Here is a 24,198-nt window from a genome sequence, read left to right on the forward strand (position 1 = left end):
AATTTCCTGAAATTGCATACGCGAGATCAAGTCGCGGGCGCCAGCGCCGCCGCGAACGCCGCCCGCGCCGGATGATAGAGCACGTCCTTGCGCCACACCAGCATGGTCTCGACCTGGGCGACGGCCGGTGGCAGCGTGTGCACCTGGATGGTCCGACCCAGCTTGCGCTGGCTGATGATCTCCATCGGCATCAATGCCACCCCCATGCCGGCCGCCACGCAGCCGATGATGGCTTCGAACGTGCCGAACTCGGAGATACGCCCAGGCGCCACGCCGGACTCGGCGAACCACGCCTCCAGCCGGCGCCGGTACGTGCAGCCGGACCGGAACACCAGCAGGTTACGGCGCGCCACATCCTGCGGCGCACGCACGGGCGGGTGCGCCGGACCCGTGATCAGCACCAGCTCCTCGGCGAACACGGGCTGCTGTTCCAGTTCCGCGTGGGGCACGGGCGCCGCCACCAGCGCCAGGTCGAGTCGATGCCGCAGCACGCCGTCGAGCAAATGGTCGGTCGGCCCCGTTTCCAGCACCAGGTCCACTTGCGGATGCTGGCGGTTGAACGCCGCCAGCACCTTGGGCAGACGGGCGGCGGCCGTGGTCTCCATCGCGCCGATGCGCAACTGGCCCGCTGGCTGTTGATCGGGACGCATGGCCGCTTGCGCCTCGTCGGCCAGTTGCAGCAGGCGGTCCGCATAGGCCAGCAAGCGGTCCCCTTCGGCCGTGATTTGCAAACCACGCCCGGTGCGGTGGAACAAGGCCACGCCCAGCGATTCCTCCAGCTGCGTCAGGCGGGCCGACACGTTCGATTGCACGCGGTTCAGGCGCGTGGCCGCCAGCGTCACACTGCCCTCCTCGGCCACGGCTTTGAAGATGCGTAAGGCGGAAAGTTCCATGCCGTCTTCCAGTTCTCAAAAAACGATAGATTCCATCATTATTATTCATTTTTTTAAATAATCAAACCGCCGTATAGTGACACCAACCACCATCCCACCACCATCGAGGAACCGCCTTGTCCAACGACCGCGCCACTTCACCGGCCCTGCTGCTGGCCTGCAGCTTCGCCTTCATCATCGTCCAGCTGGACGTGACCATCGTCAACGTGGCCCTGCCCCGCATGGGCGCCGACCTGCACGCCGGCGTGGGGGCACTGCAATGGGTGGTGGACGCCTACACGCTGGGCTTCGCCGTGTTCCTGCTGTCGGCGGGCGTCATGGGGGACAAGTTCGGTTCGCGCACGGTGTTCCTGGCGGGTTTTGTCCTGTTCATGCTGGCCTCGGCCGCGTGCGCGCTGGCGCCCACGGTGCTGCTGCTGAACCTCGCCCGGGCCTTGCAGGGCGTCGGCGCGGCGCTGCTGGTGCCCAGTTCACTGGCCATCCTCAATGCGGCCTACCGGCATGATCCGGCGCGTCTCGCCAAGGCCATCGGCTGGTGGACGGCGGCCGGCGGCGTCTCCATCGCAGCCGGCCCCGTGATCGGCGGCCTGCTGCTGACCATGGGCGGATGGCGCGGCATCTTCTGGGTCAACGTGCCGATCTGCCTGGCCGGTTGCGCGCTGACGTGGATGGTGGTGCCGCGCGTGGCCGGCAAGGCGCCCTCGCGCCACCTGGACGTGGCCGGCCAGCTGCTGGCCATCGTGGCGCTGACTGGCCTGATCGGCGCCGTGATCGAAGCGCCGTCGCTGGGCCTGTCCGACCCCGTGGTGGCCGACGGCTTGCTGCTGGCCGGCGTGGCCAGCGTGGCCTTTATCGCCGTCGAGCGCCGCGCGGCCTCGCCCATGCTGCCATTGAAGTTATTTGCCAGCCTGCCGTTTTCGGGCGCCGTGCTGTTCGGGGTGCTGGTCAACTTCACCTACTACGGCATGATCTTCGTGCTCAGCTTTTATTTGCAGCGCGTGCGCGGCTACAGCGTCATGGAGACTGGACTGGCCTTCCTGCCGCTCACGGGCACCTTCATTTTCTCGAACATTGCCAGCGGCAGGCTGGTGGCACGCTCGGGCTTGCGTACGCCCATGGTGATCGGTGGTCTGATCTGCGCGACCGGCTACGCGCTGCTGGGCGCGTTCGGGATCGGCCCGGCGAGCAGCTTCCCGGCCATGCTGCCAGGGCTGGTGCTGATCCCGGCCGGCATGGGACTGGCCGTGCCGCCGATGACGACGGCGATCTTATCGAGCGTGGAAAAGGAACAGGCGGGAACCGCGTCGGCCGTGCTGAATACGGCGCGTCAGGTCGGTGGTGCGGCCGGCGTGGCCATGTTTGGCGCCATCGTGGCCCATGGCGACGGCGCGGCCATCACGGTCGGCGTGCGGATGGTGATGGCCATCTGCGCCGCCTTGCTGCTGGCGGCAACGGCGACAGCGGGCTGGACCCGGCCTGGCCAGGTCCGTCCCGCCACAGTGGGGTAAATGGCTTACTTGTAGAAGACTTCGACGCGGCCCGTCAGCTTGATCAGCATGGGGCGGCCTTTGCGGTCCAGCGTCTTGCCGGCGGCAACCTTGATCCAGCCTTCGCTGACGCAGTATTCCTCGACGTCGCGACGTTCCTTGTCGTTGATCTTGATGCCGATGTCATTCTGCAACACGTCCACATTGTGGAAAGGGCTGCGCGGATCGACCGACAGGCGGTCGGGCAATGGGGGGAGAGTGGAGGTATCGTTCATGGCCGCAATTATCCACGAGATCGGGCGGCGAGACAACGGCTCCAGAATCGCATCCCCCCAACCGGGGTCAGGTCATACCATCAAGCAAGATGCGCGTATCTTGCTTGATGGTATGACCTGACCCCGGTTGGGGGTTTAGGCGCCCAGCCGTTCGACAAAGCGGGCGGCCCGCTCGGTCACGGCCCGGTAGTCGCCCTGCGCGGCCGGCGCCGTCAGGCTGCCGCCGATGCCGACGGCCAGCGCGCCGTTGGCAAACCATTCGGGCAGGTTTTCCACCGTCACGCCGCCGGTCGGCATCAGCGGCGCCTGCGGCAGCGGTGCGCGCAGCGCCTTCAGGTAGGCCGGGCCCAGCGTCTCGGCCGGGAAGATCTTGACCAGGTCCGCGCCCGCCTCCATCGCCGCCACGATCTCGGTGGGCGTCACCGCGCCGGGCATGGACAGCACCTGGTAGCGCTGGCACAGGCGTATCGTCTCCACGCTGACGGCGGGCGAAATGATCATGCGCGCGCCGGCCAGGATGGCCAGCCGCGCCGTCTCCGGGTCCAGCACCGTTCCCGCGCCCAGCAGCAGGCTGTCGCCATGGCGCTGGCGCAGGGTGCGCAGCACGTCCAGCGTGTCCGGCGTGGTGAACGCCACTTCCAGCGCCGTCATGCCGCCGGCGATGCAGGCTTCAGCCAGTTTCAGCGCGTCGCTGGCCGAGGCGGCGCGCACGATGGCCACCATCGGACGGCGCAGCAAGGTTTGCATCAATTCGTGTTTGTACATGTCGGGTTTCCGTTCGTTTGAGTTCAAGGCAAGGCGCCGAAGCGCGGTTCCGGCACGCCGCGCGCACCTTCCAGCACTGCCCCGAACAAGCCGCCCGCCTGCGCTTGCGCGGCCCGCGTCTGCGCGTCCATTCCTTCCCACGCCGTCGTGACAAACAACTGGTCAAGTCCGGCGCCACCCAGGCAGGGGCAACTGGGCTGGGAGACGGGTAGCGCCCAGGTCCCCGCCAGCGTGCCGTCCGGCGCGTAGCGCGCCACGCGCGAGGCGCCCCACTGTGCGTTCCACAGATAGCCTTGCGCGTCGATGATGGAGCCATCGGGCCAGGCATCGCTGCCGCGCAGGTCGGCGAAGATGGCGGTGCGGGCCGGCGCGCTGCTGCCATAACCGTCCCAACGCTCAATGGTCTGGCGCAGCGTGTCGCTGTAGTACATGGTGTCGCCATCGAGGCCGAAACAGATGCTGTTGGCGATCGCGCACGCGGGCAGCGGCAGCCGCTCCAGGGTCAGATCGGTATTGAGCCGGTAGTAGCCGCCGATGGCCTGCTTCTCGGCGCGTTCGTCCAGCGTGCCGAACACGAAACGGCCCTGGCGGTCGCAGCGCCCGTCGTTGACGCGGGTATGCGGCAAGTCCGGCTCCACCGCCATGATGGTGGTCACCGTGCCGCCGCGCAGGTCCAGCCAGGCCAGGCGCGAGGCCAGCCCGGCCAGCAGCAGGTCGGGATCGGCTGTCAGCGCGAAGCTGCACAGCCGTTCGGGCAAGGGCCACAGCCGGTGTTCGCCGGTGGCGGGACTGTAGCTGTGCAGGCGCGCGCCGTGGATGTCGGTCCAGTAGACGCGCGCGCTGCGTTCGCACCACAGCACGCCCTCGCCCAGTTCATCGCAGGCATCCACCAGCAGGGGCAATGCGGCAACCATCAGTGCGACTCGCGCGGCACGGCCGAACCACGGCAGCCGACCAGGAAGTCCAGGTCCACGCCCTGGTCGGCCTGCAGCACGTGCTCCGTGTACATGGACTGGTAGCCGCCGCGCATGGCCGGTTCCGGCGCGCGCCAGGCCTCCTTGCGGCGCGCCAGCTCCGCATCATCCACTTCCAGGTGCAGGCGGCGGTTGGGCACATCGAGCTCGATCATGTCGCCGTCGCGCACCAGCGCCAGCGGGCCGCCCATGGCTGCTTCCGGGGCCACGTGCAGCACCACGGTGCCGAACGCGGTGCCGCTCATGCGCGCGTCCGAGATGCGCACCATGTCCGTCACGCCTTGCGCCAGCAGCTTCTTCGGCAGGCCCATGTTGCCCACTTCGGCCATGCCGGGATAGCCTTTGGGGCCGCAGTTCTGCAGCACCATCACGCTGTCGGCATCGATCTCCAGTTCGGGGTCGTCGATGCGGCGCTTGTAGTGCTCGATGCTGTCGAACACCACCGCCCTGCCCCGGTGCCGCATCAGCGCGGGCGACGCGGCCGACGGTTTGATGATGGCGCCGCGCGGGGCCAGGTTGCCCTTCAGGACGGCGATGCCGCCATCGTCCTTGAACGGCGCGGCCAGCGGGTGGATCACTTCGGGGTTGAAGTTCTCGGCGTGCGCCACGTTGTCGGCCACGCTGGCGCCGGTCACGGTGAAGGCCGCGCCGTGTAGTTTGCCCAGCAGTTCGCGCATCACCACGGGCAGGCCGCCGGCGTAGTAGAAGTCCTCCATCAGGTACTGCCCGGACGGCATCAGGTTCAGCAGGCAGGGCATGTCGCGGCCCAGGCGGTCCCAGTCGGCCAGCGTCAGTTCCACGCCGATGCGTCCGGCGATGGCCAGCAGGTGCACCACAGCGTTGGTGGAGCCGCCGATGGCGCCGTTGACCATGATGGCGTTCTCGAACGCGGCGCGGGTCAGCACGTGCGACAGGCGCAGGTCTTCATGCACCATGCCGACGATGCGCCGGCCCGTCATCTGCGCTTGCAGCTTGCGGCGCGCATCAACGGCGGGGATGGCGGCGTTGCCCGGCAAGGCCACGCCCAGCGCTTCGACCATGGCGGCCATGGTGGACGCGGTGCCCATCGTCATGCAATGGCCGGCCGAACGCGACATGCACGATTCGGCTTCCTTGAACTGGGTCTGCGTCATGCGGCCGCTGCGCACTTCCTCGGAAAACTTCCACACGTCGGTGCCGGAACCGATCGGCTTGCCCCGGTAATTGCCGTTCAGCATGGGGCCGCCGGACAGCACGATGGTGGGCAGGTCCACGCTGGCCGCGCCCATCAGCAGCGCCGGGGTGGTCTTGTCGCAGCCCGTCAGCAGCACCACGCCGTCGAGCGGGTTGGCGCGGATCGATTCTTCCACGTCCATGCTGGCCAGGTTGCGGAACAACATGGCCGTGGGCCGCAGATTCGATTCGCCCAGCGACATGACGGGGAATTCCACCGGCAGGCCGCCCGCCTCCAGCACGCCGCGCTTGACGGCTTCGGCCAGGTCGCGGAAGTGGGCATTGCAGGGCGTGAGCTCGGACCAGGTGTTGCAGATGCCGATCACGGGCCGGCCATCGAAGGCATCGTCCGGGATGCCCTGGTTCTTCATCCAGCTACGGTGGATGAAGGCGTCCTTGTCGTTGCCGCCGAACCAGTGCTGGGAGCGCAACGTGCGTTTTTTCGTCTCGGTCATGTTATGTCTGCGTAGTGAGGTGAATGAAGGTGCCGCTCAGAGCGCGAGGGCCGCGTCGGCCGGCACCAGCCCGCGCGCCGCCGCCACCGCCATCGCGCCGGCGCCGGACAAGCCGGCCTGCTGCGCATCGGTGGCGACGATGCGCCGGCCGTAAAAGAATCCGTTATCTTCGATCAGCAGCGCCAGCGCGTCGCGCAGCATCGGTTTGCCGCAGATGACGATGGTGGTGTCGGGCCGCATCTGGATGGCGCTGCTGTTTTTCAGGGCCAGCACGTCGTCCGACAGCACGGCGCCGAGCAGGAAGCTGGCGCGGTCGTCGTGCTGCAGATCGGTGAACTGCGCCAGCGTGCGCACGCTGAAGCAGGCGCGCGCCAGGCCGGTGCGCTGGGCCGTGGAGGCGCCGGCCAGCAGCATGTCCGGCCGCAGTTCGCGCCCGAACTGGGCGCCCAGCGACTGGGAAATCAGGGTATGCTGGGTGATGGCCTGCAGCAGTTCGCCCGACAGCGTGGTGGCGCAGCCGGTGATGCGCTGCGCCTGGTCGATGCTGACCAGCTTGGTGTGCGAGCCGGGCAGCACCAGCAAGGCGTGGCCGCTCAGCTCCAGGCGGCGCAGCAGGCCCATGGTCTCCGTCTCCTCGCCGCGCATCATGTCCATCGCCTCGTGGTTGAGCAGGGTGACCTTGTGGCTCTGGTTGCGCACGCCGGGAATGAACCAGATCGGCTGGGCGCACACCTCCGGCATCTCCATGCGCACCATGCCGCGCGCCAGTTCGGCCAGGCCCACGGGGGCCGTCAGGTGCGGCACTTCCACCAGCCCCAGGCTGGAGGTGATCATGCCGCTGGCCAGCACCAGGCCGACGTCGTCCGCCTCCAGCCCGGCCTGGGCCAGCGTCAGCTTGATGATGTCGCGCACGGCGTGCTTGAGGGCGTCCTTGCTGCCGCTGATGGCGCTGTCGCGCACGCCGACCTCCACCGCGGCCTGCGCCAGCAGGGTCCCGTCGCGCCACAAATAGCAGCGGCTGTTGGTGGTTCCGGAGTCGATGGTGATAATGTTCATGGCGCGCGCTTTGATATCTATGCTGGAAGAAGCCACATCTTAGGACCGGCGCCCATGGCTGACCAATGAGAAATTTTCGACATCCGATATCTTTTTCGATATCTGCTACCATTTCCGGCCCTGGCCGTGGCCCCGTGTTTATCGCCTTGGATGAGCCTGCCAAGAATACGTATATCCATTTCGATATCGCTTTTGCGGAAAAAGTCATTAGTAATGCGCTGTGGAATATTTATGATCCACACATCGCAGCCTGTGTCGTACCGCCGCAAGCGCGATATCCGTAAGCCGGCGATCCCGCACGGCCCACATGACCAAACCAATAAGATTCTGGAGACTACGAATGAAGATGAAGACTATGCTTGCCGCCCTGATGATGGTGGGTGCCCTGGGCGCCGTCTCCAACGCCAGCGCGCAAGATAAAGGACTGATCGGGATCTCGATGCCGACCAAGTCGTCGGCCCGGTGGATCGCCGACGGCGACAACATGGTCAAGGTGTTCAAGGAAAAAGGCTATAAGCCCGACCTGCAATACGCCGAGGACGACATTCCCAACCAGCTGGCCCAGATTGAAAACATGATCACCAAGGGCGCCAAGGTGCTGGTGATCGCCGCCATCGACGGCACCACGCTGGCCGGCGCGCTGCAAAAGGCGGCGGACAAGGGCGTCAAGGTCATCGCCTACGACCGCCTGATCCGCAATTCCAAGAACGTCGACTACTACGCCACCTTCGATAACTTCCAGGTCGGCGTGCTGCAGGCCCAGTACATCGAAAAGGCGCTGGACCTGCAACATGCCAAGGGCCCGTTCAACATCGAACTGTTCGGCGGTTCGGCCGACGACAACAACGCCTTCTTCTTCTACAACGGTGCCATGTCCGTGCTCAAGCCCTACATGGACCAGGGCAAGCTGGTGGTGCGCAGCAAACAGATCGGCATGGACAAGGTGGCCACCCTGCGCTGGGACGGCGCGGTGGCCCAGGCCCGCATGGACAACCTGCTGAGCGCCAACTACGGCAAGGCCCGCGTGGACGCCGTGCTGTCGCCGTATGATGGCCTGAGCATCGGCATCCTGTCCTCGCTCAAGGGCGTGGGCTATGGCACGCCGAAGCAGCCGTTCCCGGTGGTGACGGGCCAGGACGCGGAAGTGGCCTCGGTCAAGTCCATCCTGCGCGGCGAGCAGCGCTCCACCATCTTCAAGGATACGCGTGAACTGGCCAAGGTCACGGCCAACATGGTCGATGCGGTCCTGAACGGCAAAACGCCGCCGATCAACGACACCAAGACCTACAACAACGGCGTCAAGGTGGTGCCGTCCTACCTGCTCAAACCGGTCAGCGTTGACATCAATAACTGGAAACAGGTGCTGGTGAGCGGCAGCGGCTACTACAGCGAGTCGCAGTTCAAATAAGCGGCGCGCCCCGGCGGTGTGCAGCGCCGCCGGGGCATTCATGCAAGACAGTCCGAGAACCTATATGACCAATACCATCCTGGAAATGCGCGGGATAAGGAAGACTTTTCCGGGCGTTGTTGCGCTCGACCATGTGAACCTGAAGGTGCGCGACGGCGAGATCCACGCCATCGTCGGCGAGAACGGCGCCGGCAAATCCACGCTGATGAAGGTGCTGAGCGGCGTCTACCCGCACGGCAGCTACAGCGGCGACATCCATTACCAAGGCCAGGTGCGCGCGTTCCGCGACATCGCCGACAGCGAGCACGCGGGCATCATCATCATCCACCAGGAACTGGCGCTGGTGCCGCTGTTGTCGATCACCGAGAATATCTTCCTCGGCAACGAGCCTGGCCGCCGTGGCGTCATCGACTGGCACACGGCCCACGAGAAGACGCGCGAACTGCTGCGCAAGGTGGGCCTGAAGGAGGCGCCCGACACCCCCGTCAACCGGCTGGGCGTGGGCAAGCAGCAGTTGATCGAGATCGCCAAGGCCTTGTCCAAGCAGGTCAAGCTGCTGATCCTGGACGAACCGACGGCCAGCCTGAACGAAAGCGACAGCGACGCCCTGCTCTCGCTGCTGCTGGAACTGAAGGCGCAAGGCATCTCGTCCATCCTCATTTCGCACAAGCTCAATGAGATCGCCAAGGTGGCCGACAGCATCACCGTGCTCCGGGACGGCAACACGGTCGACAGCTTCGACTGCCGCGCCGAGCAGATCAGCGAAGACCGCATCATCCGCCACATGGTGGGCCGCGACATGGCCGAGCGCTACCCGCGCCGCACGCCCAACATCGGCGAGACCTGCTTCGAGGTGCGCGACTGGCGCGTGCACCACCCGGAGAACGCGGAACGGCAGGTCATCAAGGGCATCGACCTCAAGGTGCGCAAGGGCGAGGTGCTGGGCATCGCGGGCCTGATGGGCGCGGGCCGCACGGAACTGGCCATGAGCATCTTCGGCCGCTCCTACGGCCAGAAGATCAGCGGCCAGGCGTTCAAGGACGGCGCGGCTATCGACGTGAGCACAGTGCAGAAGGCCATCGGCCACGGCATCGCCTACGTGACCGAGGACCGCAAGGCGCTGGGACTGGTGCTGCAGGACGATATCAAGCGCAACACCAGCCTGGCCAACCTGAACGGCGTGGCGCGCCGCCTGGTGATCGACGAGGGGCGCGAATTCCAGGTCGCGGACGACTTCCGCAGCAAGCTGCGCATCCGCTGCGCCGACGTGTTCCAGCAAACGCTCAACCTCTCGGGCGGCAACCAGCAGAAGGTGGTGCTGGCCAAGTGGCTGTTCTCGAAACCGGATGTGCTGATCCTCGATGAACCGAGCCGCGGCATCGACGTGGGCGCCAAGTTCGAGATCTACACCATCATCAACCAGCTGGTGGCCGAGGGCAAAAGCATCATCATGATTTCGTCGGAGATGCCCGAATTGCTGGGCATGTGCGACCGCATCATGGTCATCAATGAAGGCAGCTGCGTGGGCGAATTCAGCGCGGCCGAAGCGACGCAGGAAAAAATCATGCGCGCCATCGTATTAAACGGAGACAAGCAACATGGGTAATCAAATGGAAGCTGGCGTCGCCGGCGAAGTGGCCAACCGCGCCAAGCCAACCGGCCCGGCAGCATCGGCAGGACCGGCGGCATCTGCAACCCCGGCCACGGCTGCGGCCGCGCAGCAGCAGCCACCCAAGGGCGGCTCGGCGCTGGGCTTCATCAAGAACAACCTGCGCGAGTACGGCATGCTGTTCTCGCTGGTGCTGATCATGGCCTTCTTCCAGTTCATGACCGACGGCACCCTGATGGAGCCGCTCAACATCACCAACCTGCTGCTACAGAACAGCTACGTCGTCATCATGGCGCTCGGCATGCTGATGGTGATCGTGGCCGGCCATATCGACCTGTCCGTGGGTTCCGTGGTGGGCTTCGTGGGCGCCCTGGCCGCCGTGCTGATCGTGAACTACAACATCAACTACGTGGCCGCCGGCTTGCTGTGCCTGGCCGTGGGTGGCCTGATCGGCGCGGCGCAAGGCTATTTCGTCGCCTACGCCAAGATCCCCTCGTTCATCGTCACGCTGGCCGGCATGCTGGTGTTCAAGGGCCTGACGCTGGCGCTGCTGCAAGGCCAGTCGGTCGGCCCGTTCCCGGACGGTTTCCAGCACCTGAGCTCCGGCTTCATCCCGGAACTGTTCAGCGGCGGCGACTTGCGCCTCACTTCCCTGCTGCTGGGCGTGGTGGCGGCAATCGCCCTGGCCTACGTCAAGCTGCGGGCCCGCGCCCGGCTGGTGGGCAGCGGCATGTCGGATGAACCGCTGGCCTTCTTCCTGGTGCGGAATGCGCTGCTGGCCGCCGCCATCGTCTACTTCAGCTACCTGCTGGCGTCGTACAAGGGCATGCCCAATGTGCTGATCGTGATGGCGCTGCTGATCATGGCCTACACCTTCATCGCCAACCGCACCGTGATCGGCCGCCGCGTGTACGCCGTGGGCGGCAACGAGAAGGCCAGCCGCCTGTCCGGCATCAAGACGGAGCGGGTGAGCTTCGCCACCTTCGTCAACATGGGCGTGCTGGCCGCGCTGGCCGGCCTGATCTTCGCGGCCCGCCTGAACACGGCCACGCCGAAAGCGGGCACCGGCTTCGAACTGGACGTGATCGCGGCATGCTTCATCGGCGGCGCTTCAGCCTCGGGCGGCGTGGGCAAGGTGATGGGCGCGGTGATCGGCGCCTTCGTGATGGGTGTGATGAACAACGGCATGTCCATCATGGGCATCGGCATCGATTACCAGCAAGTGATCAAGGGACTGGTGCTGCTGGCGGCCGTGTTCGTGGACGTCTACCACAAAAACAAGTAAGAAAAAGGCAGGGAACAAACAAGGAAAGCATTCTCCCCTCTTGACCCGGCAAGCGCCTGCTTGCCGGGTTTTTTTTCATCCTTCAGAAGATCTCTTTGGCCACCGCCCGCACGGCGCGCAGCAGCAGCTCGGCGCCCGGCGATGGCAGATGGCCGTCCAGCGACACGATGCCGTAAGCATCCATCCGGCACGGCAGATCGATGGGGAGCACGCTCAGCACGTTCTGCGATTCGTAATAGCGGGCCACGGCGATCGGCATCACGTGCAGCGAATCGGTCTGCTGCAACAGGGCCGTGACCAGCAGCAGCGCCGTGGTGTCGATCACGTTCAGCGGCGGCGTGAGGCCGGCGCGGCGGAACATCAGGTCGCAGCGCGAGCGCAGGATGCTGCCCTGGGGCGGCAGGATCCACGGCCGGTCGGCGATGTCGCTCAGTTTCAGGCCGTCGACGGCCAGCAGCGGATGGCCCACCCGCACCACCACGCAGGCCGGTTCGTCCGTCAACTCCTCGTATTGCAGGCCGGCTGCGCTGACGCGCTCCGGTATCCGGCCGATCATGAAGTCGAGCCTACCCCGCTCCAGCTGGTCCAGCAGCACGTTGCTCTGTTCCATCTGCACGCCGATCCGCAGCCGGGGCGCCTGCTCCTTCACCATGGTCAGCACGCGCGGCAGCAGCACCAGGCCGGGCGTCATGATGGTGCCGATCTCCACCTGGCCCTGCAGGCCGGATTTCACGGCGACGATGTCGTCATGCGCCAGCGACAGGCTGTTCAGGGCCATGCGCGCGTGGCGGATCATGGTTTCGCCGTACAGGGTGGGCTCCATGCCGCGCGGCAGGCGCTCGAACAACTGCACGCCCAGCATGTCCTCCAGCTCCTTGAGCTGCTTGGAGGCGGCCGGCTGGGTCATGTGCAGCTCCTCCGAGGCGCGATGGATGTTGCGCTGCTCGTCGAGCGCGATCAGCAGCAGCAGTTGCCGGGTTTTCAGGCGGGCTTGCAGAAACCAGTTGGGGTTGATGTCCATAGGCAAATATTATCAGTCTCTGGTCTGGAATGCGAAAAAGCCGGCTGCGGGTCGCGCAGCCGGCTGGCAAGGGGTGGACAATGACGCGGCCGGGTTCAGACCCAGCCGGCGTCGACGATGAATTCCTGGGACGTGCACATGGCGCCATCATCGGCAGCCAGAAACAGCGTCATGGACGCGATATGCTCGGGCAGCAGCTTGCCGGGCAGGCACTGGCTCTTCCTGATTTCCTCCTCGGCCGCCTGGTCCACCCACAGCGCCAGCTGGCGCTCCGTCATCACCCAGCCCGGCGTGACCGTGTTCACGCGGATGCCGTGCGCGCCGTACTCGCGCGCCAGCCCGCGCGTGAGCCCGACCACGGCCGCCTTGGCCGTCGTGTAGACGGGGTAGCCGGCGCCTTTGATGTGCCACGAAATGGAGCTGATGTTGATGATGGAACCCCCACCCTTGCGCTTCATGCCCTCGAACACGGCCTGGCAGGTGAAGAACATGGGCCGCTGGTTGATGGCGATGCGCTGGTCCCAGTACTCGGGCGTCACCTCGGCTGTCTGGTGGCGCTGGTCGTTGGCGGCGTTGTTGACCAGGATGTCGAAATCGCCGTCCACCCCGTCCGGGCCGGCCAGTTCAGCCATGGCCTGGCGCAGCGCCGCGATGTCGGCGATGTCGCAGTAGCGGAATTGCGGCGCCGGATGGCCCGCTTGCGCCACGCGCTGGCACAGCGCCTCGCTCGCTTCGCGCGCGATGTCGACGAAGGCGACCAGCGCCCCCTGCCCCGCGAACGCGGCAACCAGCGTTTCGCCGATGCCGCTGCCGCCGCCGGTGATGAATACCCGCTTGCCGCGCAGGCTGCCGTAGGTGGCCAATTGTTTCATGTCTGTCTCCAAAGTTTGCGGGGTACGGTTATGCGTCATTATCATCCCGCAGCACGGAAGGCAGCAACGCGTGCGGCAGGTTCTGGTAGGCCACTGGCCGCAGGAAACGCTGGATCGCCGCCGTGCCGACCGATGTGCTGCGCCCGTCAGAGGTGGCAGGGAACGGCCCGCCATGGACCATCGCGGCCGCCACTTCCACGCCGGTGGGGAAGCCGTTGGCCAGGATGCGGCCAACCTTGCGCTCCAGCACCGGCAGCAGCGCCTGGGCCGCGTCGAGGTCGGCGGCGTCCATCTGCAGGGTCGCCGTCAACTGCCCTTCCAGGCTTTCGGCCACCTGGCGCATTTGCGCCAGGTCGCGGCACACCACCAGCAAGGCCGCAGGCCCAAACACCTCGTCGGACAGCGCGTGCTGGGCCAGGAAGGCGTCGGCGCTGGTGCGGAACAGGGCTGGCGCCCCCTTGCCGTCGACCTGCGCCGTCATGGCCAGCGTGGCCACCTGCGGATGCTCGGCCAGCTGGCGCATGCCGCGCTGGTAAGCCTGGGCGATGCCCGGCGTGAGCATGGGCGCAGCCCGCCCCTCGGCCACGGCCAGCGCCGCCGCCAGTTCGAAGCGCTCCGCATCCGGCCCATCCAGCGCCAGCAGCAGGCCCGGATTGGTGCAGAACTGGCCAACCCCCATGGTCAGCGAGGCCGCGAAATCGGTGGCGATCTGGCCGCAGCGGCTGGCCAGCGCAGCCGGCAGCAGGAACACGGGGTTGATGCTGCTCATTTCCGCATACACGGGAATCGGCTGCGGACGGGCGGCCGCCAGCGCCATCAGCGCCATGCCACCACTGCGCGAACCGGTGAATCCCACCGCCTTGACGGCCGGATGGCGCACCAGTTCCTGTCCCACCTCGTTGCCCGCGCCCGTCAGCAACGCGAACGCGCCGGCCGGCATCTGGCACTGGGCCAGCGCCTTGACCACGGCGCGCGCCACCAGTTCGGACGTGCCGGGATGGGCCGGGTGGGCCTTCACCAGCACCGGACAGCCAGCCGCCAGCGCCGCCGCCGTGTCGCCGCCGGCCACCGAGAACGCCAGCGGGAAATTGCTGGCGCCGAAAACGGCCACCGGCCCCAGGCCGATCATGCGGCGCCGCAGGTCCGGGCGCGGCGGGGTGCGATCGGGCAGCATGCGCTCGACCACCACCTCGTTCCACGCGCCTTCGCGCAGCAGGTTCGCGAACAGCTTGAGCTGGTTGACGGTGCGCGTGCGTTCGCCTTCGATGCGGGCACGCGGCAGACCGCTTTCCGCGCAAGCGCGTTCGATCAGCGCATCGCCCAGTTCCTCGATCTGGCGGCCGATGGTCTCCAGCAGTGTGGCGCGCTGGGCGTCGCTACTGGCGCGGAAGCCGTCGAAGGCAGCTTCGGCCAGCCGGCAGGCCAGGTCGATCTGGCCCGCGTCCACCGCATGGAAGGCTGGTTCCATGGCCTGCCCTTCGGTCGGATTCCAGGCCGTGAACCCCTGGCCCTTGCCCCGCACCGGCATGCCGCCGATGAATGCTTCGCCGGTGATCGTCATAATGGCGTCACCTTGGCGATGCCGGCCGGGTACGTGGCCAGCGTGTTGCGCAGCGCCGGCCCGAACGCGGGCGCTGCGATCTCGAACGTCTCACCGGGCTGGACGACGATGTTGTCGGCCACGCTCAGCGTCGCCGTGCCAAAGAAGTGGATGTGCACATCGCCCGCGCGGCGGAACAGCGGATACTTGAAGTGATGGTGTTCCAGATTGGCGATGGTGTGTGACATGTTTTGTTCACCGCTCACGAAGGCCTTCTGCCAGCGCACCTGCCCTTGCCCGTCCAGGATGCGCGAGGTGCCCTCCACGTGCGGCGGCAGCTCGCCCACCAGCAGCGCCGGGCCCAGGCCGCAGGCGCGCAGCTTGGAGTGCGCCAGGTACAGGTAGTTCAGCCGCTCCGTCACGTGGTCGGAGAACTCGTTGCCAATCGCGTAGCCGAGGCGGTAAGGCTGGCCATCGTCGCCGATCACGTACAGGCCGGCGATCTCCGGCTCCTCGCCGCCGTCGAGTGCGAATTCAGGCATGCGCAAAGGCTGGCCGCTGGCCGCCACGATGGAACCGTCGCCCTTGTAGAACCACTCCGGCTGCACACCCGCCGTGCCGGCCGGCGGCTTGCCGCCCTCCACGCCCATGCGGAACATCTTCATGCTGTCGCTCAGGCTTTCGACGGCGCCGCCGATTTTCTTGTGCATGGCGTCGCGCGTGTCGGCGCTGCCCAGGTGGGTCAGGCCGGTGCCGGTCACGTAGCAGTGCGCCGGGTCGGCATGGTCGAGCGGCGCCAGCAGGCGGCCCGCGTTCGCCACGGTGGCGTAATCTTCGGTCCCCGTGCCAACCGCTTCAGCGGCCAGCGCGGCCAGACCACGCTTGGCGCGGATCGCGGCCTGGGCCAGCGCATAGGTGCTGTCGTAGCCGTCGATCACGCGGATCGTGTCGTGTTCGAGCACGCCCACGCGGCGCGCCCCGTCTTCCGTCTTGAATTGAACCAGTAACATGGTGTCTCCCGCTAGTCTTAGTGTGAATGCTTGGGTACTGCCGAACCCCGGTTCCCGACGAGGAAATCGAAGTCGCAACCCTCGTCGGCCTGCAGCACGTGGTCGATGTAGAGCTGCTGGTAGCCGCTTTTGGCCGTCGCCGGCTGGCGCGCGGCCCGTTCGGCCAGGCGCTCGGCCAGCGCGGCGTCGCTGATCTCCAGATTCAGGCTGCCGCCAGCGCAATCGAGTGTGATCCAGTCGCCGTCGCGCACCACGCCCAGCGGGCCGCCGGCCATGGCCTCTGGCGCCACGTGCAGCACCACCGTGCCGTAGGCCGTGCCGCTCATGCGCGCGTCCGAGATGCGCACCATGTCCGTCACGCCTTGCGCCAGCAGCTTGGGCGGCAGGCCCATGTTCCCCACTTCCGCCATGCCGGGATAGCCTTTGGGGCCGCAGTTCTTCATCACCAGCACGGAGTTGGCGTCCACCTCCAGTTCCGGATCGATGATGCGGGCCTTGTAGTGGTCGAAGTCCTCGAACACCACGGCGCGGCCACGGTGCTGCATCAGCGCAGGGGTGGCGGCGGACGGCTTGAGCACGGCGCCGCGCGGCGCCAGGTTGCCGCGCAGGATGCAGATGCCGCCATCGTCCAGCAGCGGCTTGTCCAGCGGGCGGATCACCTCGTCGTCGTACACGGGCGCGTCCTGGCAGTTCTCCCACAGCGTCTTGCCGTTCACGGTGAGCGCATCAGGATGGGGCAGCAGCTTGCCGTCGCCCATGCGGCGGATGGCGCCGGGCAGGCCGCCGGCGTAATAGAACTCCTCCATCAGGAAGCGGCCCGAGGGCATCAGGTCGACGATGGTGGGCATGCCGCGGCCGATGCGGGTCCAGTCCTCCAGCGCCAGGTCGACGCCAATGCGGCCGGCGATGGCTTTCAGGTGGATCACGGCGTTGGTGGAACCGCCGATGGCGGCGTTGACGCGGATCGCGTTTTCGAAGTTCTCGCGCTTGAGCACTTTCGACAGGCGCAAATCCTCATGCACCATCTCGACGATGCGGATGCCGCTCATGTGGGCCAGGATGTAGCGGCGCGAATCGACGGCCGGAATGGCCGCGTTGTGCGGCAGGCTGGTGCCCAGCGCCTCGGCCATGCAGGCCATGGTGGACGCCGTGCCCATGGTGTTGCAGGTGCCGGCCGAGCGCGAATGGCCCGATTCGGCGTTCATGAATTCATGCATGGTGATGGTGCCGGCCTTGACCTGCTCATGCAGCTGCCACACGGCGGTGCCGGAACCGATGTCCTTGCCATTGAGCTTACCGTTCAACATCGGCCCGCCGCTGACGACGATGGTGGGCAGGTCGACGCTGGCCGCACCCATCAGCAGGGCCGGCGTGGTCTTGTCGCAGCCAACCAGCAGCACCACGGCGTCCATCGGATTGCCACGGATCGATTCCTCCACGTCCATGGAAGCCAGGTTACGGGTAAGCATGGCGGTCGGGCGCAGGTTCGATTCGCCGTTCGAGAACACGGGGAATTCGACCGGGAAGCCGCCCGCCTCCAGGATGCCGCGCTTGACGTAGTCGGCCAGCTGGCGGAAGTGGGCGTTGCAGGGGGTGAGTTCAGACCAGGTATTGCAGATGCCGATGATGGGCTTACCCTGGAATTCGTGATCGGGTATCCCCTGGTTCTTCATCCAGCTGCGGTACATGAAGCCATTCTTATCCTGGGTGCCGAACCACTCGGCCGAGCGCAGCTTGGTTTTCTTTGTCGCGGACATGCATTCCTCCTGGTTGAGCGCGCGGCACACGTGACCGTCCGCGCAGCGATGAGTGATGGTAGTGCGGCCATACATAACAATCCAATCACTTATTCCTCGGATTCGATATCGAAATGGATATCAATCTGCGACAAGGAAGCGGTAAGCGATGGTGCTGCGATGGACTTGCCCCGGCCGCAGCATGGCGCTGGGGAAGGCGGGCTGGTTTGGGTTGTCGGGGAACTGCTGGGGTTCCAGGCACAAACCGCTGCGGTAAGCATGCTGGCCGGCGCCGCCCGTCAGGAAATTCCCGCTGTAGAACTGCAGGCCCGGCGCCGTGCAGGACAGCTCCAGCACCCTGCCCGATGCGGGATCATGCAGCCGCGCCGCCAGTGTGGGGCCGGCGTGCGGGCGCGGACGCAGGACGAAATTGTGGTCGTAGCCCCGGCCCAGCAGCAGTTGCGGGTGGTCGGCGCCGATGTGCTGGCCGATCGCACGCGGCGCGCGGAAATCGAATGGCGTGCCTTCGACCGGGACGATGGCGCCGGTGGGAATCAGGCCGGCGTCCACCGGCGTGTAATGGTCGGCGGCGATGGTCAATCGCTGATCGAGGATGTCGCCCTGCCCCGCGAGGTTGAAATAGGCGTGGCTGGTCAGGCTGACGGGCGTGGCCCGGTCGCACTCGGCGCGGAAGTGGATCAGCAGTTCGTTGGCGCGATTGAGTTCGTACAGCACGGTCAGCGCCAGGTTGCCGGGATAGCCCTGGTCGCCGTCGGGACTCAAGTGCGTGAGCGACAACCGTGCCGCGCTGGTCTTCGCGCTGGGCGCGGCCTGCCACAACACGGTGTGCAGGCCGTGGCGCCCGCCATGCAGGTGGTTCTCGCCATCATTGACATCGAGTTGCACCGGCTGGCCATCGTTTGTGTAGCGTCCGCGCCCGATGCGGTTGGCGTGGCGGCCGATCAGGGCGCCGAGGTAGCCACGGTCGTTCAGATAGCTGGCAAGGTCCGGGTGCCCGAGCGTGACGTTGGCGCGCACGCCGTCGCGGTCAGGCGCGTGGATGGCGGTGATGATGCCGCCGAAATCGCTGATGCAAACGGTCAGGCCGCAACCGTTGTCCAGCGTGTACAGGTGAGCCGCGCGGCCATCGGGCAACTGGCCGAATGGCGCGCGGGTGATGCTGGGAAGCGGTGTCGCGTTCATGTTAACGAAAAGGGCGCCGCCACGGCCCGGAGTGAACGTATCCATTCCAGGCCGGCGCGGCGCCCTGCCCTGTCTTAGAACCAGGCTTCGACCTGCAGGCCGACCGAGGTGCCGTTGGTGGCCGAACCGAAGGCCGGACCGGCGTTGTTGTTGGCGTTGAGCGCGGCGGTGGCCGGGTCGTTCCACTTGCCGTAGGTGACGAAGGCACGCAGCTCAGGACGCGACCAGTAGCCTTTGCCGGCCGTGATGGTCGGGGCGATGGTGATCGTGTTCAGGCGCAGCGTCTCGCCGCCGTTCGGCTGGGTGACGCGGTGGGTGCCCAGTTCCGCCTGCAGCTTGAAGTGCTCGCTCAGCGCGTACACGGGGCGCGCGCCCAGCGTGGTCCAGGTGCTGGAACCGCCCGCGTCGGACTTGTCGCGCTGGCCCAGCACCACGAATTCCATGCTGAATTCCGGCGTCGGCTGCATCACCAGGTCGTTGAAGATACGGGTGCGGGTCACGTCGCTGCCCAGCGTGGTGCTACCGGAGGCGCCGATGCGGTCGTTGCCTACGCCGATGCCCGTGCCCGGGCCCACGCCGTACTGGATGCCGAAGGTGTTACCACCGCCGAGCACCTTGTCCTGCTTGTGCAGCACGGTCAGTTGCCAGCCATTGTGCTTGTTGTCCTTGCCCTGGGCCGTGATGATGGAGGTGGCGATGTCGATGGTGCCGCCCGGATTGACGGGCAGGCCCTCGTAGATCAGGTTCTGGCGCAGCGCCGATTTGTTGTCGGTGATTACGCCCGTGGTGGGGTTGGTGGTGATGCTGTCGTTGTCCTTGAAGACGGCGTAGCTGAATTTGCCGGGGCCGGCCTTGACGCCGTCGATACCGCCGCCGGTGCCGTTCAGGTTGATGAACTGCAGGTCCAGCATGTGGATGTCCGGACGGTAGTAGTAGCGCTTACCGATCCAGGCCACGCCGCCGTTGAGCACATCGATGCCCTTGGCTTCCACGTAGGCCTTGGCCAGGCCCAGCTTGGCGTCGCCGAACTCGGAGCCGGAGTTCCACTCGTTGGCCCACAGCGTGCCGACGAAGCTCACGCCATCGGGGGTCTTGGCAAATTCCTTGGTGTAGCCGCCTTCGAAGTAGGCGTCGCACTCGTTGCCAAGGCGGTACTTCATGGTGTTGCCGCCCAGGCCGTAGCAGTTCTGCGGGCCGTGGCTGCTGCCCACGCCCGCGCGCAGGTAGCCGTGGAAGCCTTCCTCGTCGTGGCCAGCGTCGGCGCGGGCGGCGTTGCCGGCCAACGTCATGGCGAGCGCCAGTGGCAGCATGGTCAGGATGCGTTGTTTCATCGTTGTCTCCTCATTGTTTTTGAAATGGACGTTTGTCGCACTGGACTGGTATCACCGCATGCGGTTCAGATGCCGAGCTTGATACTAGTGGCTGCAACGATTCCTTTCCAATTACTTATTATTTGAGTTTGATATCGGAATTGATATCTGGATGACTCAACCGCGCTGGCGCACCGACGAAAAAAAAAGCGGCCGGATCACTCCGGCCGCCTTGCGTTGCGCTTGTTGCGCGATTACATCAGGTTGTAGAACGCATCGCGTCCTGGGTAGGACGCCACATCGCCCAGGTCTTCTTCGATACGCAGCAGTTGGTTGTACTTGGCCATGCGGTCCGAACGGGACATGGAACCGGTCTTGATCTGCAGCGCGTTCAGGCCCACGGCGATGTCGGCGATGGTCGAATCTTCGGTCTCGCCCGAACGGTGCGAGATCACGGCCGTGTAGCCGGCGCGCTTGGCCATTTCGATGGCGGCGAAGGTTTCGGTCAGGGTGCCGATCTGGTTGATCTTGATCAGGATCGAGTTGGCGATGCCTTTCGAGATGCCTTCCTTCAGGATCTTGGTGTTGGTGACGTACAGGTCGTCGCCGACCAGCTGCACCTTCTTGCCCAGTTCCTTGGTCAGGATCGCCCAGCCATCCCAGTCGCCTTCGGCCATCGCGTCTTCGATCGAGATGATCGGGTACTTGTCGCACCAGGTGGCCAGCAGGTTGGTGAACTCGGCGGCCGTCAAGCTCAGGCCTTCGCCTTCGAGCTGGTACTTGCCATCCTTGTAGAACTCGGAGGCGGCGCAGTCCAGGCCCAGCGCGATCTGGGTGCCCGGCTGGTAGCCCGCTTCCTCGATGGCCTGGATGATCAGCTTGATCGCGTCCTCATGGCTGGCCACGGACGGTGCGAAGCCGCCTTCATCGCCCACGGCCGTGGTCAGGCCCTTCTTGTGCAGGATCTTCTTCAGCGTGTGGAACACTTCCGCGCCGTAGCGGATCGCTTCGCGGAACGATGGCGCGCCCACGGGGATGATCATGAATTCCTGGATATCCAGGTTGTTATCGGCGTGTGCGCCGCCGTTGATCACGTTCATCATCGGCACCGGCAGTTGCATCGCGCCCGAACCGCCGAAGTAACGGTACAGCGGCAGGCCCGCTTCCTCGGCAGCGGCGCGCGCGACGGCCATCGACACGGCCAGCAAGGCGTTGGCACCCAGGCGGGCTTTGTTCTCGGTGCCATCGAGATCGATCAGGATGCGGTCGAGGAACGCCTGCTCATTGGCGTCCAGGCCCATGATGGCTTCCGAGATTTCGGTGTTGATGTTCTCGCAGGCTTGCAGCACGCCCTTGCCGAAGTAGCGCTTCGGATCACCGTCGCGCAGTTCGATCGCTTCGCGCGAGCCGGTCGATGCGCCAGACGGCACGGCGGCGCGGCCCTTGGCGCCCGATTCCAGCAGCACTTCGCATTCCACGGTGGGATTGCCGCGCGAGTCGATGATTTCGCGGCCGGTCACATTGATGATTGCACTCATAACTACAGCTCCAGTCAGTTGTCGTTCAGCGCGGCTGCGCCGATTTTCATGATCTTCAGGGCGTTGGTGCCGCCCACCACGCCCATGGGTTCACCCCAGGTGAGCACCACGTTGTCGCCGGCCTTCACCACGCCGCGCTTGACCAGCAGGTTCTCGACCGCGCGGAACGCCTGCTCCTTGCCGCCGTCCACCTTCAGTTCCAGCGCCGTCACGTTGCGGTACAGGGCCAGCTTGCGCTGCGTGGCCAGGCTCGGGGTCAGGGCCAGGATGGGGATGTCGATATTGTTACGGCTCATCCACAAGGCCGTGGAACCGGATTCCGTCAGCGCCGCGATGGCCTTCACGCGCAGGTGGTGCGCCGTGAACAGCGCGCCGTAGGCGATGGACTGGTCGATGCGGCTGAACGAGGCGTTGGACAGGTCCACGTCCAACTGGCAGGTGTCCCACTTCTCCGCATCCAGGCAGATGGCGGCCATGTGCTCGACCGTCTCGACCGGGTAGCGACCGGACGCCGTTTCGGCCGACGTCATCACAGCGTCCGTGCCGTCCAGCACCGCGTTGGCCACGTCGGACACTTCGGCGCGGGTCGGCACGGCGTTGACGATCATCGATTCCATCATCTGGGTGGCGGTGATGGCCAGCTTGTTGGAGGCACGCGCCATCTTGATCATGCGCTTTTGCAGCGCCGGCACGGCAGCGTTGCCCACTTCCACGGCCAGGTCACCACGCGCCACCATGATGCCGTCCGACGCGTCCAGGATCTCCTGCAGCGCCGGAATGGCTTCGGCGCGCTCGATCTTGGCGATCATGAACGGCTTGTGGTCATACGGTTCGCCGGCGATGTTGGCCAGCTGGCGCGCCATTTCCATGTCGGTCGCGTTCTTGGGGAAGGACACGGCCAGGTAATCGGCCTGGAAGCTCATGGCGGTCTTGATGTCTTCCATGTCCTTGGCCGTCAACGCCGGCGCGGACAGGCCGCCGCCCTGGCGATTGATGCCCTTGTTGTTGGACAGCTCGCCGCCGATGCGCACCGTGGTGTGGATCGCGCTGCCCACCACGCTGTCGACCACCAGCACGATCAGGCCATCGTTCAGCAACAGCACGTCGTCGGCCTTCAGATCGCGCGGCAGGTCCTTATAGTCCAGGCCCACGCGCTCGTCGTTACCCAGCTCGCAGGCCGCGTCCAGGATGAACTTGGCGCCGGCCACCAGCTCGGTCTTGCCGTTCTCGAATTTGCCGACGCGGATTTTCGGGCCTTGCAGGTCGGCCATGATGGCCACTTCGCGGCCGCATTCGCGCGCGGCTTCGCGCACCATGCGCGCGCGGTCCACGTGGTCCTGCGCGCGGCCATGCGAGAAGTTGAGGCGCACGACGTCGACGCCAGCCTTGAACATCTTGACCAGCGTGGCCATGTCGTTCGAGGCCGGGCCGATGGTGGACACGATCTTGGTCGCTCGATGGGTAACGTTATTGGGCACGTTTGTCTCCTGGTGAGGATGTTGTGTTATTTGGACGCGGCCATCAGGGCCACGGTGGTGTCCAGCATGCGGTTCGAGAAGCCCCACTCGTTGTCGTACCACGACGACACCTTGACCAGGCGGCCCGAGACCTTGGTCAGGGTCGAGTCGAAGTTGGACGAAGCTGGGTTGTGGTTGAAGTCGATCGACACCAGCGGTTCGGTCTGGTAGGTCAGCACGCCTTTCAGCGGACCTTCGGCAGCGGCCTTCATCAGCGCGTTCACTTCTTCCACGGTGGTGTCGCGCTTGGCGATGAACGACAGGTCGACCAGCGACACGTTGATGGTCGGCACGCGGATGGCGAAGCCGTCCAGCTTTCCGTTCAGTTCAGGCAGCACCAGGCCCACGGCGGCGGCGGCGCCGGTCTTGGTCGGGATCATGCTCATGGTGGCCGAACGGGCGCGGCGCAGGTCTTCGTGCATCACGTCGGACAGCACCTGGTCGTTGGTGTAAGCGTGCACGGTGGTCATCAGGCCGGTTTCCACGCCGATCGCGTCGTTGAGCGGCTTGACCAGCGGGGCCAGGCAGTTGGTGGTGCACGATGCGTTCGAGATCACGGTGTCGCTGGCCTTCAGCACGTGCTGGTTCACGCCGTACACGATGGTCGCATCCACATCCTTGCCGCCTGGGGCCGAGATGATGACTTTCTTGGCGCCGCCCTTCAGGTGCGCCGACGCCTTTTCCTTGGTGGTGAAGAAGCCGGTGCATTCGAGCACCACGTCCACGCCCAGCGAACCCCATGGAATCTCGGCCGGATTACGCTGTGCGAACACGCGGATCACGTCGCCATTGACGATCATGTTGTCGCCGTCCACTTCCACCGTGCCGGGGAACTTGCCGTGCGCCGTGTCGTAGCGGGTCAGGTGGGCATTGGCCTTGGCGTCGCCCAGGTCGTTGATGGCCACGATCTGGATATCCTGCTTTTTGCCGCCTTCGTAGAAAGCGCGCAGCACATTGCGGCCGATGCGGCCATAACCGTTGATTGCTACTTTGATCGTCATGCTCAGTTCCTCGGGGTTGGGTTGAAAGGAC

The 24,198-nt window shown here is 65.8% G+C and carries 20 protein-coding genes; 4 read left to right on the plus strand and 16 right to left on the minus strand.

All coding sequences use genetic code 11. The features are described from left to right. Positions 1-26 precede the first annotated feature (26 nt). Entirely contained in the window at positions 27-893 is an 867-nt protein-coding gene (locus H3H37_RS00505; RefSeq protein ID WP_182159016.1) for a LysR family transcriptional regulator, read from the minus strand. 116 nt (positions 894-1,009) lie between these two features. On the opposite strand from H3H37_RS00505, the gene H3H37_RS00510 reads away from it, so the two are divergent. After that, positions 1,010-2,401 (plus strand): MFS transporter, encoded by a 1,392-nt coding sequence (locus tag H3H37_RS00510; RefSeq protein WP_182159018.1) that lies wholly within the window; start codon positions 1,010-1,012, stop codon positions 2,399-2,401. A gap of 5 nt (positions 2,402-2,406) precedes the next feature. Here the strand turns inward: H3H37_RS00510 and H3H37_RS00515 are convergent, their stop codons facing one another. From H3H37_RS00515 to H3H37_RS00535, 5 genes are all read right to left on the minus strand, one after another. Beyond that, positions 2,407-2,655: a DUF3297 family protein gene (locus H3H37_RS00515; protein WP_182159020.1), complete on the minus strand. Its 249-nt coding sequence runs from the start codon at positions 2,653-2,655 to the stop codon at positions 2,407-2,409. A 135-nt stretch (positions 2,656-2,790) separates the two neighbouring features. Next, positions 2,791-3,420, minus strand: a complete 630-nt coding sequence (locus H3H37_RS00520) for a bifunctional 2-keto-4-hydroxyglutarate aldolase/2-keto-3-deoxy-6-phosphogluconate aldolase (protein ID WP_182159021.1) — start codon at positions 3,418-3,420, stop codon at positions 2,791-2,793. Between the two features lie 23 nt (positions 3,421-3,443). Beyond that, positions 3,444-4,334, minus strand: a complete 891-nt coding sequence (locus H3H37_RS00525; RefSeq protein WP_182159023.1) for an SMP-30/gluconolactonase/LRE family protein — start codon at positions 4,332-4,334, stop codon at positions 3,444-3,446. Next, the gene (gene araD / locus H3H37_RS00530) at positions 4,334-6,061 is read right to left on the minus strand and encodes an L-arabinonate dehydratase (RefSeq protein ID WP_182159025.1); all 1,728 of its coding nucleotides are present in this window, start codon (positions 6,059-6,061) and stop codon (positions 4,334-4,336) included. Before araD ends, H3H37_RS00525 begins: the two co-directional genes overlap by 1 nt. Before the next feature lie 36 nt (positions 6,062-6,097). Next, on the minus strand, positions 6,098-7,117 hold the full coding sequence (locus H3H37_RS00535; protein ID WP_182159027.1) for a 2-dehydro-3-deoxygalactonokinase: 1,020 nt from the start codon (positions 7,115-7,117) through the stop codon (positions 6,098-6,100). Positions 7,118-7,457: 340 nt separating this feature from the next. Between H3H37_RS00535 and chvE the strand changes: the two genes are divergently transcribed. The 3 genes from chvE (at position 7,458) to mmsB (ending at position 11,419) form a co-directional block, all read left to right on the plus strand. After that, entirely contained in the window at positions 7,458-8,525 is a 1,068-nt protein-coding gene (gene chvE / locus H3H37_RS00540) for a multiple monosaccharide ABC transporter substrate-binding protein (protein ID WP_182159028.1), read from the plus strand. A 64-nt stretch (positions 8,526-8,589) separates the two neighbouring features. Further along, positions 8,590-10,131 carry a multiple monosaccharide ABC transporter ATP-binding protein gene (mmsA, locus tag H3H37_RS00545; protein WP_182159030.1) on the plus strand — a complete coding sequence of 514 codons (1,542 nt, stop codon included), beginning with the start codon at positions 8,590-8,592 and terminating at the stop codon, positions 10,129-10,131. Beyond that, positions 10,124-11,419, plus strand: coding sequence for a multiple monosaccharide ABC transporter permease (gene mmsB, locus H3H37_RS00550; RefSeq protein WP_229218584.1), 1,296 nt, complete (start codon positions 10,124-10,126; stop codon positions 11,417-11,419). The genes mmsA and mmsB overlap by 8 nt, the downstream gene beginning before the upstream one ends. An 82-nt stretch (positions 11,420-11,501) precedes the next feature. On the opposite strand, the gene H3H37_RS00555 is transcribed toward mmsB, so the two are convergent. From H3H37_RS00555 to gap, 10 genes are all read right to left on the minus strand, one after another. Next, the gene (locus H3H37_RS00555; protein ID WP_182159032.1) at positions 11,502-12,440 is read right to left on the minus strand and encodes a LysR substrate-binding domain-containing protein; all 939 of its coding nucleotides are present in this window, start codon (positions 12,438-12,440) and stop codon (positions 11,502-11,504) included. 95 nt (positions 12,441-12,535) lie between these two features. Further along, positions 12,536-13,312, minus strand: coding sequence for an SDR family NAD(P)-dependent oxidoreductase (locus H3H37_RS00560; RefSeq protein WP_182159033.1), 777 nt, complete (start codon positions 13,310-13,312; stop codon positions 12,536-12,538). A gap of 28 nt (positions 13,313-13,340) precedes the next feature. Then, positions 13,341-14,873: an aldehyde dehydrogenase (NADP(+)) gene (locus H3H37_RS00565; RefSeq protein WP_182159035.1), complete on the minus strand. Its 1,533-nt coding sequence runs from the start codon at positions 14,871-14,873 to the stop codon at positions 13,341-13,343. Beyond that, positions 14,870-15,862, minus strand: coding sequence for an AraD1 family protein (gene araD1, locus H3H37_RS00570; protein ID WP_182159036.1), 993 nt, complete (start codon positions 15,860-15,862; stop codon positions 14,870-14,872). Before araD1 ends, H3H37_RS00565 begins: the two co-directional genes overlap by 4 nt. A gap of 17 nt (positions 15,863-15,879) precedes the next feature. Further along, positions 15,880-17,619, minus strand: coding sequence for an IlvD/Edd family dehydratase (locus tag H3H37_RS00575; protein ID WP_182159038.1), 1,740 nt, complete (start codon positions 17,617-17,619; stop codon positions 15,880-15,882). Positions 17,620-17,739: 120 nt separating this feature from the next. Beyond that, positions 17,740-18,801 (minus strand): aldose epimerase family protein, encoded by a 1,062-nt coding sequence (locus tag H3H37_RS00580; RefSeq protein ID WP_182159040.1) that lies wholly within the window; start codon positions 18,799-18,801, stop codon positions 17,740-17,742. 74 nt (positions 18,802-18,875) lie between these two features. Continuing rightward, positions 18,876-20,132: a maltoporin gene (locus H3H37_RS00585; protein ID WP_182159041.1), complete on the minus strand. Its 1,257-nt coding sequence runs from the start codon at positions 20,130-20,132 to the stop codon at positions 18,876-18,878. A gap of 233 nt (positions 20,133-20,365) precedes the next feature. Next, positions 20,366-21,649, minus strand: coding sequence for a phosphopyruvate hydratase (gene eno, locus H3H37_RS00590; RefSeq protein ID WP_182159043.1), 1,284 nt, complete (start codon positions 21,647-21,649; stop codon positions 20,366-20,368). Between the two features lie 14 nt (positions 21,650-21,663). Continuing rightward, positions 21,664-23,061, minus strand: coding sequence for a pyruvate kinase (gene pyk / locus H3H37_RS00595; RefSeq protein ID WP_229218625.1), 1,398 nt, complete (start codon positions 23,059-23,061; stop codon positions 21,664-21,666). 92 nt (positions 23,062-23,153) lie between these two features. After that, positions 23,154-24,167: a type I glyceraldehyde-3-phosphate dehydrogenase gene (gap, locus tag H3H37_RS00600; protein WP_182159047.1), complete on the minus strand. Its 1,014-nt coding sequence runs from the start codon at positions 24,165-24,167 to the stop codon at positions 23,154-23,156. Positions 24,168-24,198: the final 31 nt, after the last annotated feature.

Origin of the sequence: Rugamonas brunnea (assembly GCF_014042345.1) — a bacterium.
In the GTDB taxonomy this organism is placed as follows: domain Bacteria; phylum Pseudomonadota; class Gammaproteobacteria; order Burkholderiales; family Burkholderiaceae_D; genus Rugamonas; species Rugamonas brunnea.

What these genes read in the sequence shown, in the direction of transcription:
- chvE (WP_182159028.1), top strand. Translation starts at nt 7,458, where the DNA reads ATGAAGATGAAGACTATGCTTGCCGCCCTGATGATGGTGGGTGCCCTG.
- H3H37_RS00560 (WP_182159033.1), bottom strand. Translation starts at nt 13,312, where the DNA reads ATGAAACAATTGGCCACCTACGGCAGCCTGCGCGGCAAGCGGGTATTC.
- H3H37_RS00525 (WP_182159023.1), bottom strand. Translation starts at nt 4,334, where the DNA reads ATGGTTGCCGCATTGCCCCTGCTGGTGGATGCCTGCGATGAACTGGGC.
- H3H37_RS00580 (WP_182159040.1), bottom strand. Translation starts at nt 18,801, where the DNA reads ATGAACGCGACACCGCTTCCCAGCATCACCCGCGCGCCATTCGGCCAG.
- H3H37_RS00585 (WP_182159041.1), bottom strand. Translation starts at nt 20,132, where the DNA reads ATGAAACAACGCATCCTGACCATGCTGCCACTGGCGCTCGCCATGACG.
- H3H37_RS00575 (WP_182159038.1), bottom strand. Translation starts at nt 17,619, where the DNA reads ATGTCCGCGACAAAGAAAACCAAGCTGCGCTCGGCCGAGTGGTTCGGC.
- mmsB (WP_229218584.1), top strand. Translation starts at nt 10,124, where the DNA reads ATGGGTAATCAAATGGAAGCTGGCGTCGCCGGCGAAGTGGCCAACCGC.
- H3H37_RS00505 (WP_182159016.1), bottom strand. Translation starts at nt 893, where the DNA reads ATGGAACTTTCCGCCTTACGCATCTTCAAAGCCGTGGCCGAGGAGGGC.
- H3H37_RS00515 (WP_182159020.1), bottom strand. Translation starts at nt 2,655, where the DNA reads ATGAACGATACCTCCACTCTCCCCCCATTGCCCGACCGCCTGTCGGTC.
- mmsA (WP_182159030.1), top strand. Translation starts at nt 8,590, where the DNA reads ATGACCAATACCATCCTGGAAATGCGCGGGATAAGGAAGACTTTTCCG.
- eno (WP_182159043.1), bottom strand. Translation starts at nt 21,649, where the DNA reads ATGAGTGCAATCATCAATGTGACCGGCCGCGAAATCATCGACTCGCGC.
- gap (WP_182159047.1), bottom strand. Translation starts at nt 24,167, where the DNA reads ATGACGATCAAAGTAGCAATCAACGGTTATGGCCGCATCGGCCGCAAT.
- araD1 (WP_182159036.1), bottom strand. Translation starts at nt 15,862, where the DNA reads ATGTTACTGGTTCAATTCAAGACGGAAGACGGGGCGCGCCGCGTGGGC.
- H3H37_RS00555 (WP_182159032.1), bottom strand. Translation starts at nt 12,440, where the DNA reads ATGGACATCAACCCCAACTGGTTTCTGCAAGCCCGCCTGAAAACCCGG.
- H3H37_RS00565 (WP_182159035.1), bottom strand. Translation starts at nt 14,873, where the DNA reads ATGACGATCACCGGCGAAGCATTCATCGGCGGCATGCCGGTGCGGGGC.
- H3H37_RS00520 (WP_182159021.1), bottom strand. Translation starts at nt 3,420, where the DNA reads ATGTACAAACACGAATTGATGCAAACCTTGCTGCGCCGTCCGATGGTG.
- H3H37_RS00535 (WP_182159027.1), bottom strand. Translation starts at nt 7,117, where the DNA reads ATGAACATTATCACCATCGACTCCGGAACCACCAACAGCCGCTGCTAT.
- pyk (WP_229218625.1), bottom strand. Translation starts at nt 23,061, where the DNA reads ATGGCCACGCTGGTCAAGATGTTCAAGGCTGGCGTCGACGTCGTGCGC.
- araD (WP_182159025.1), bottom strand. Translation starts at nt 6,061, where the DNA reads ATGACCGAGACGAAAAAACGCACGTTGCGCTCCCAGCACTGGTTCGGC.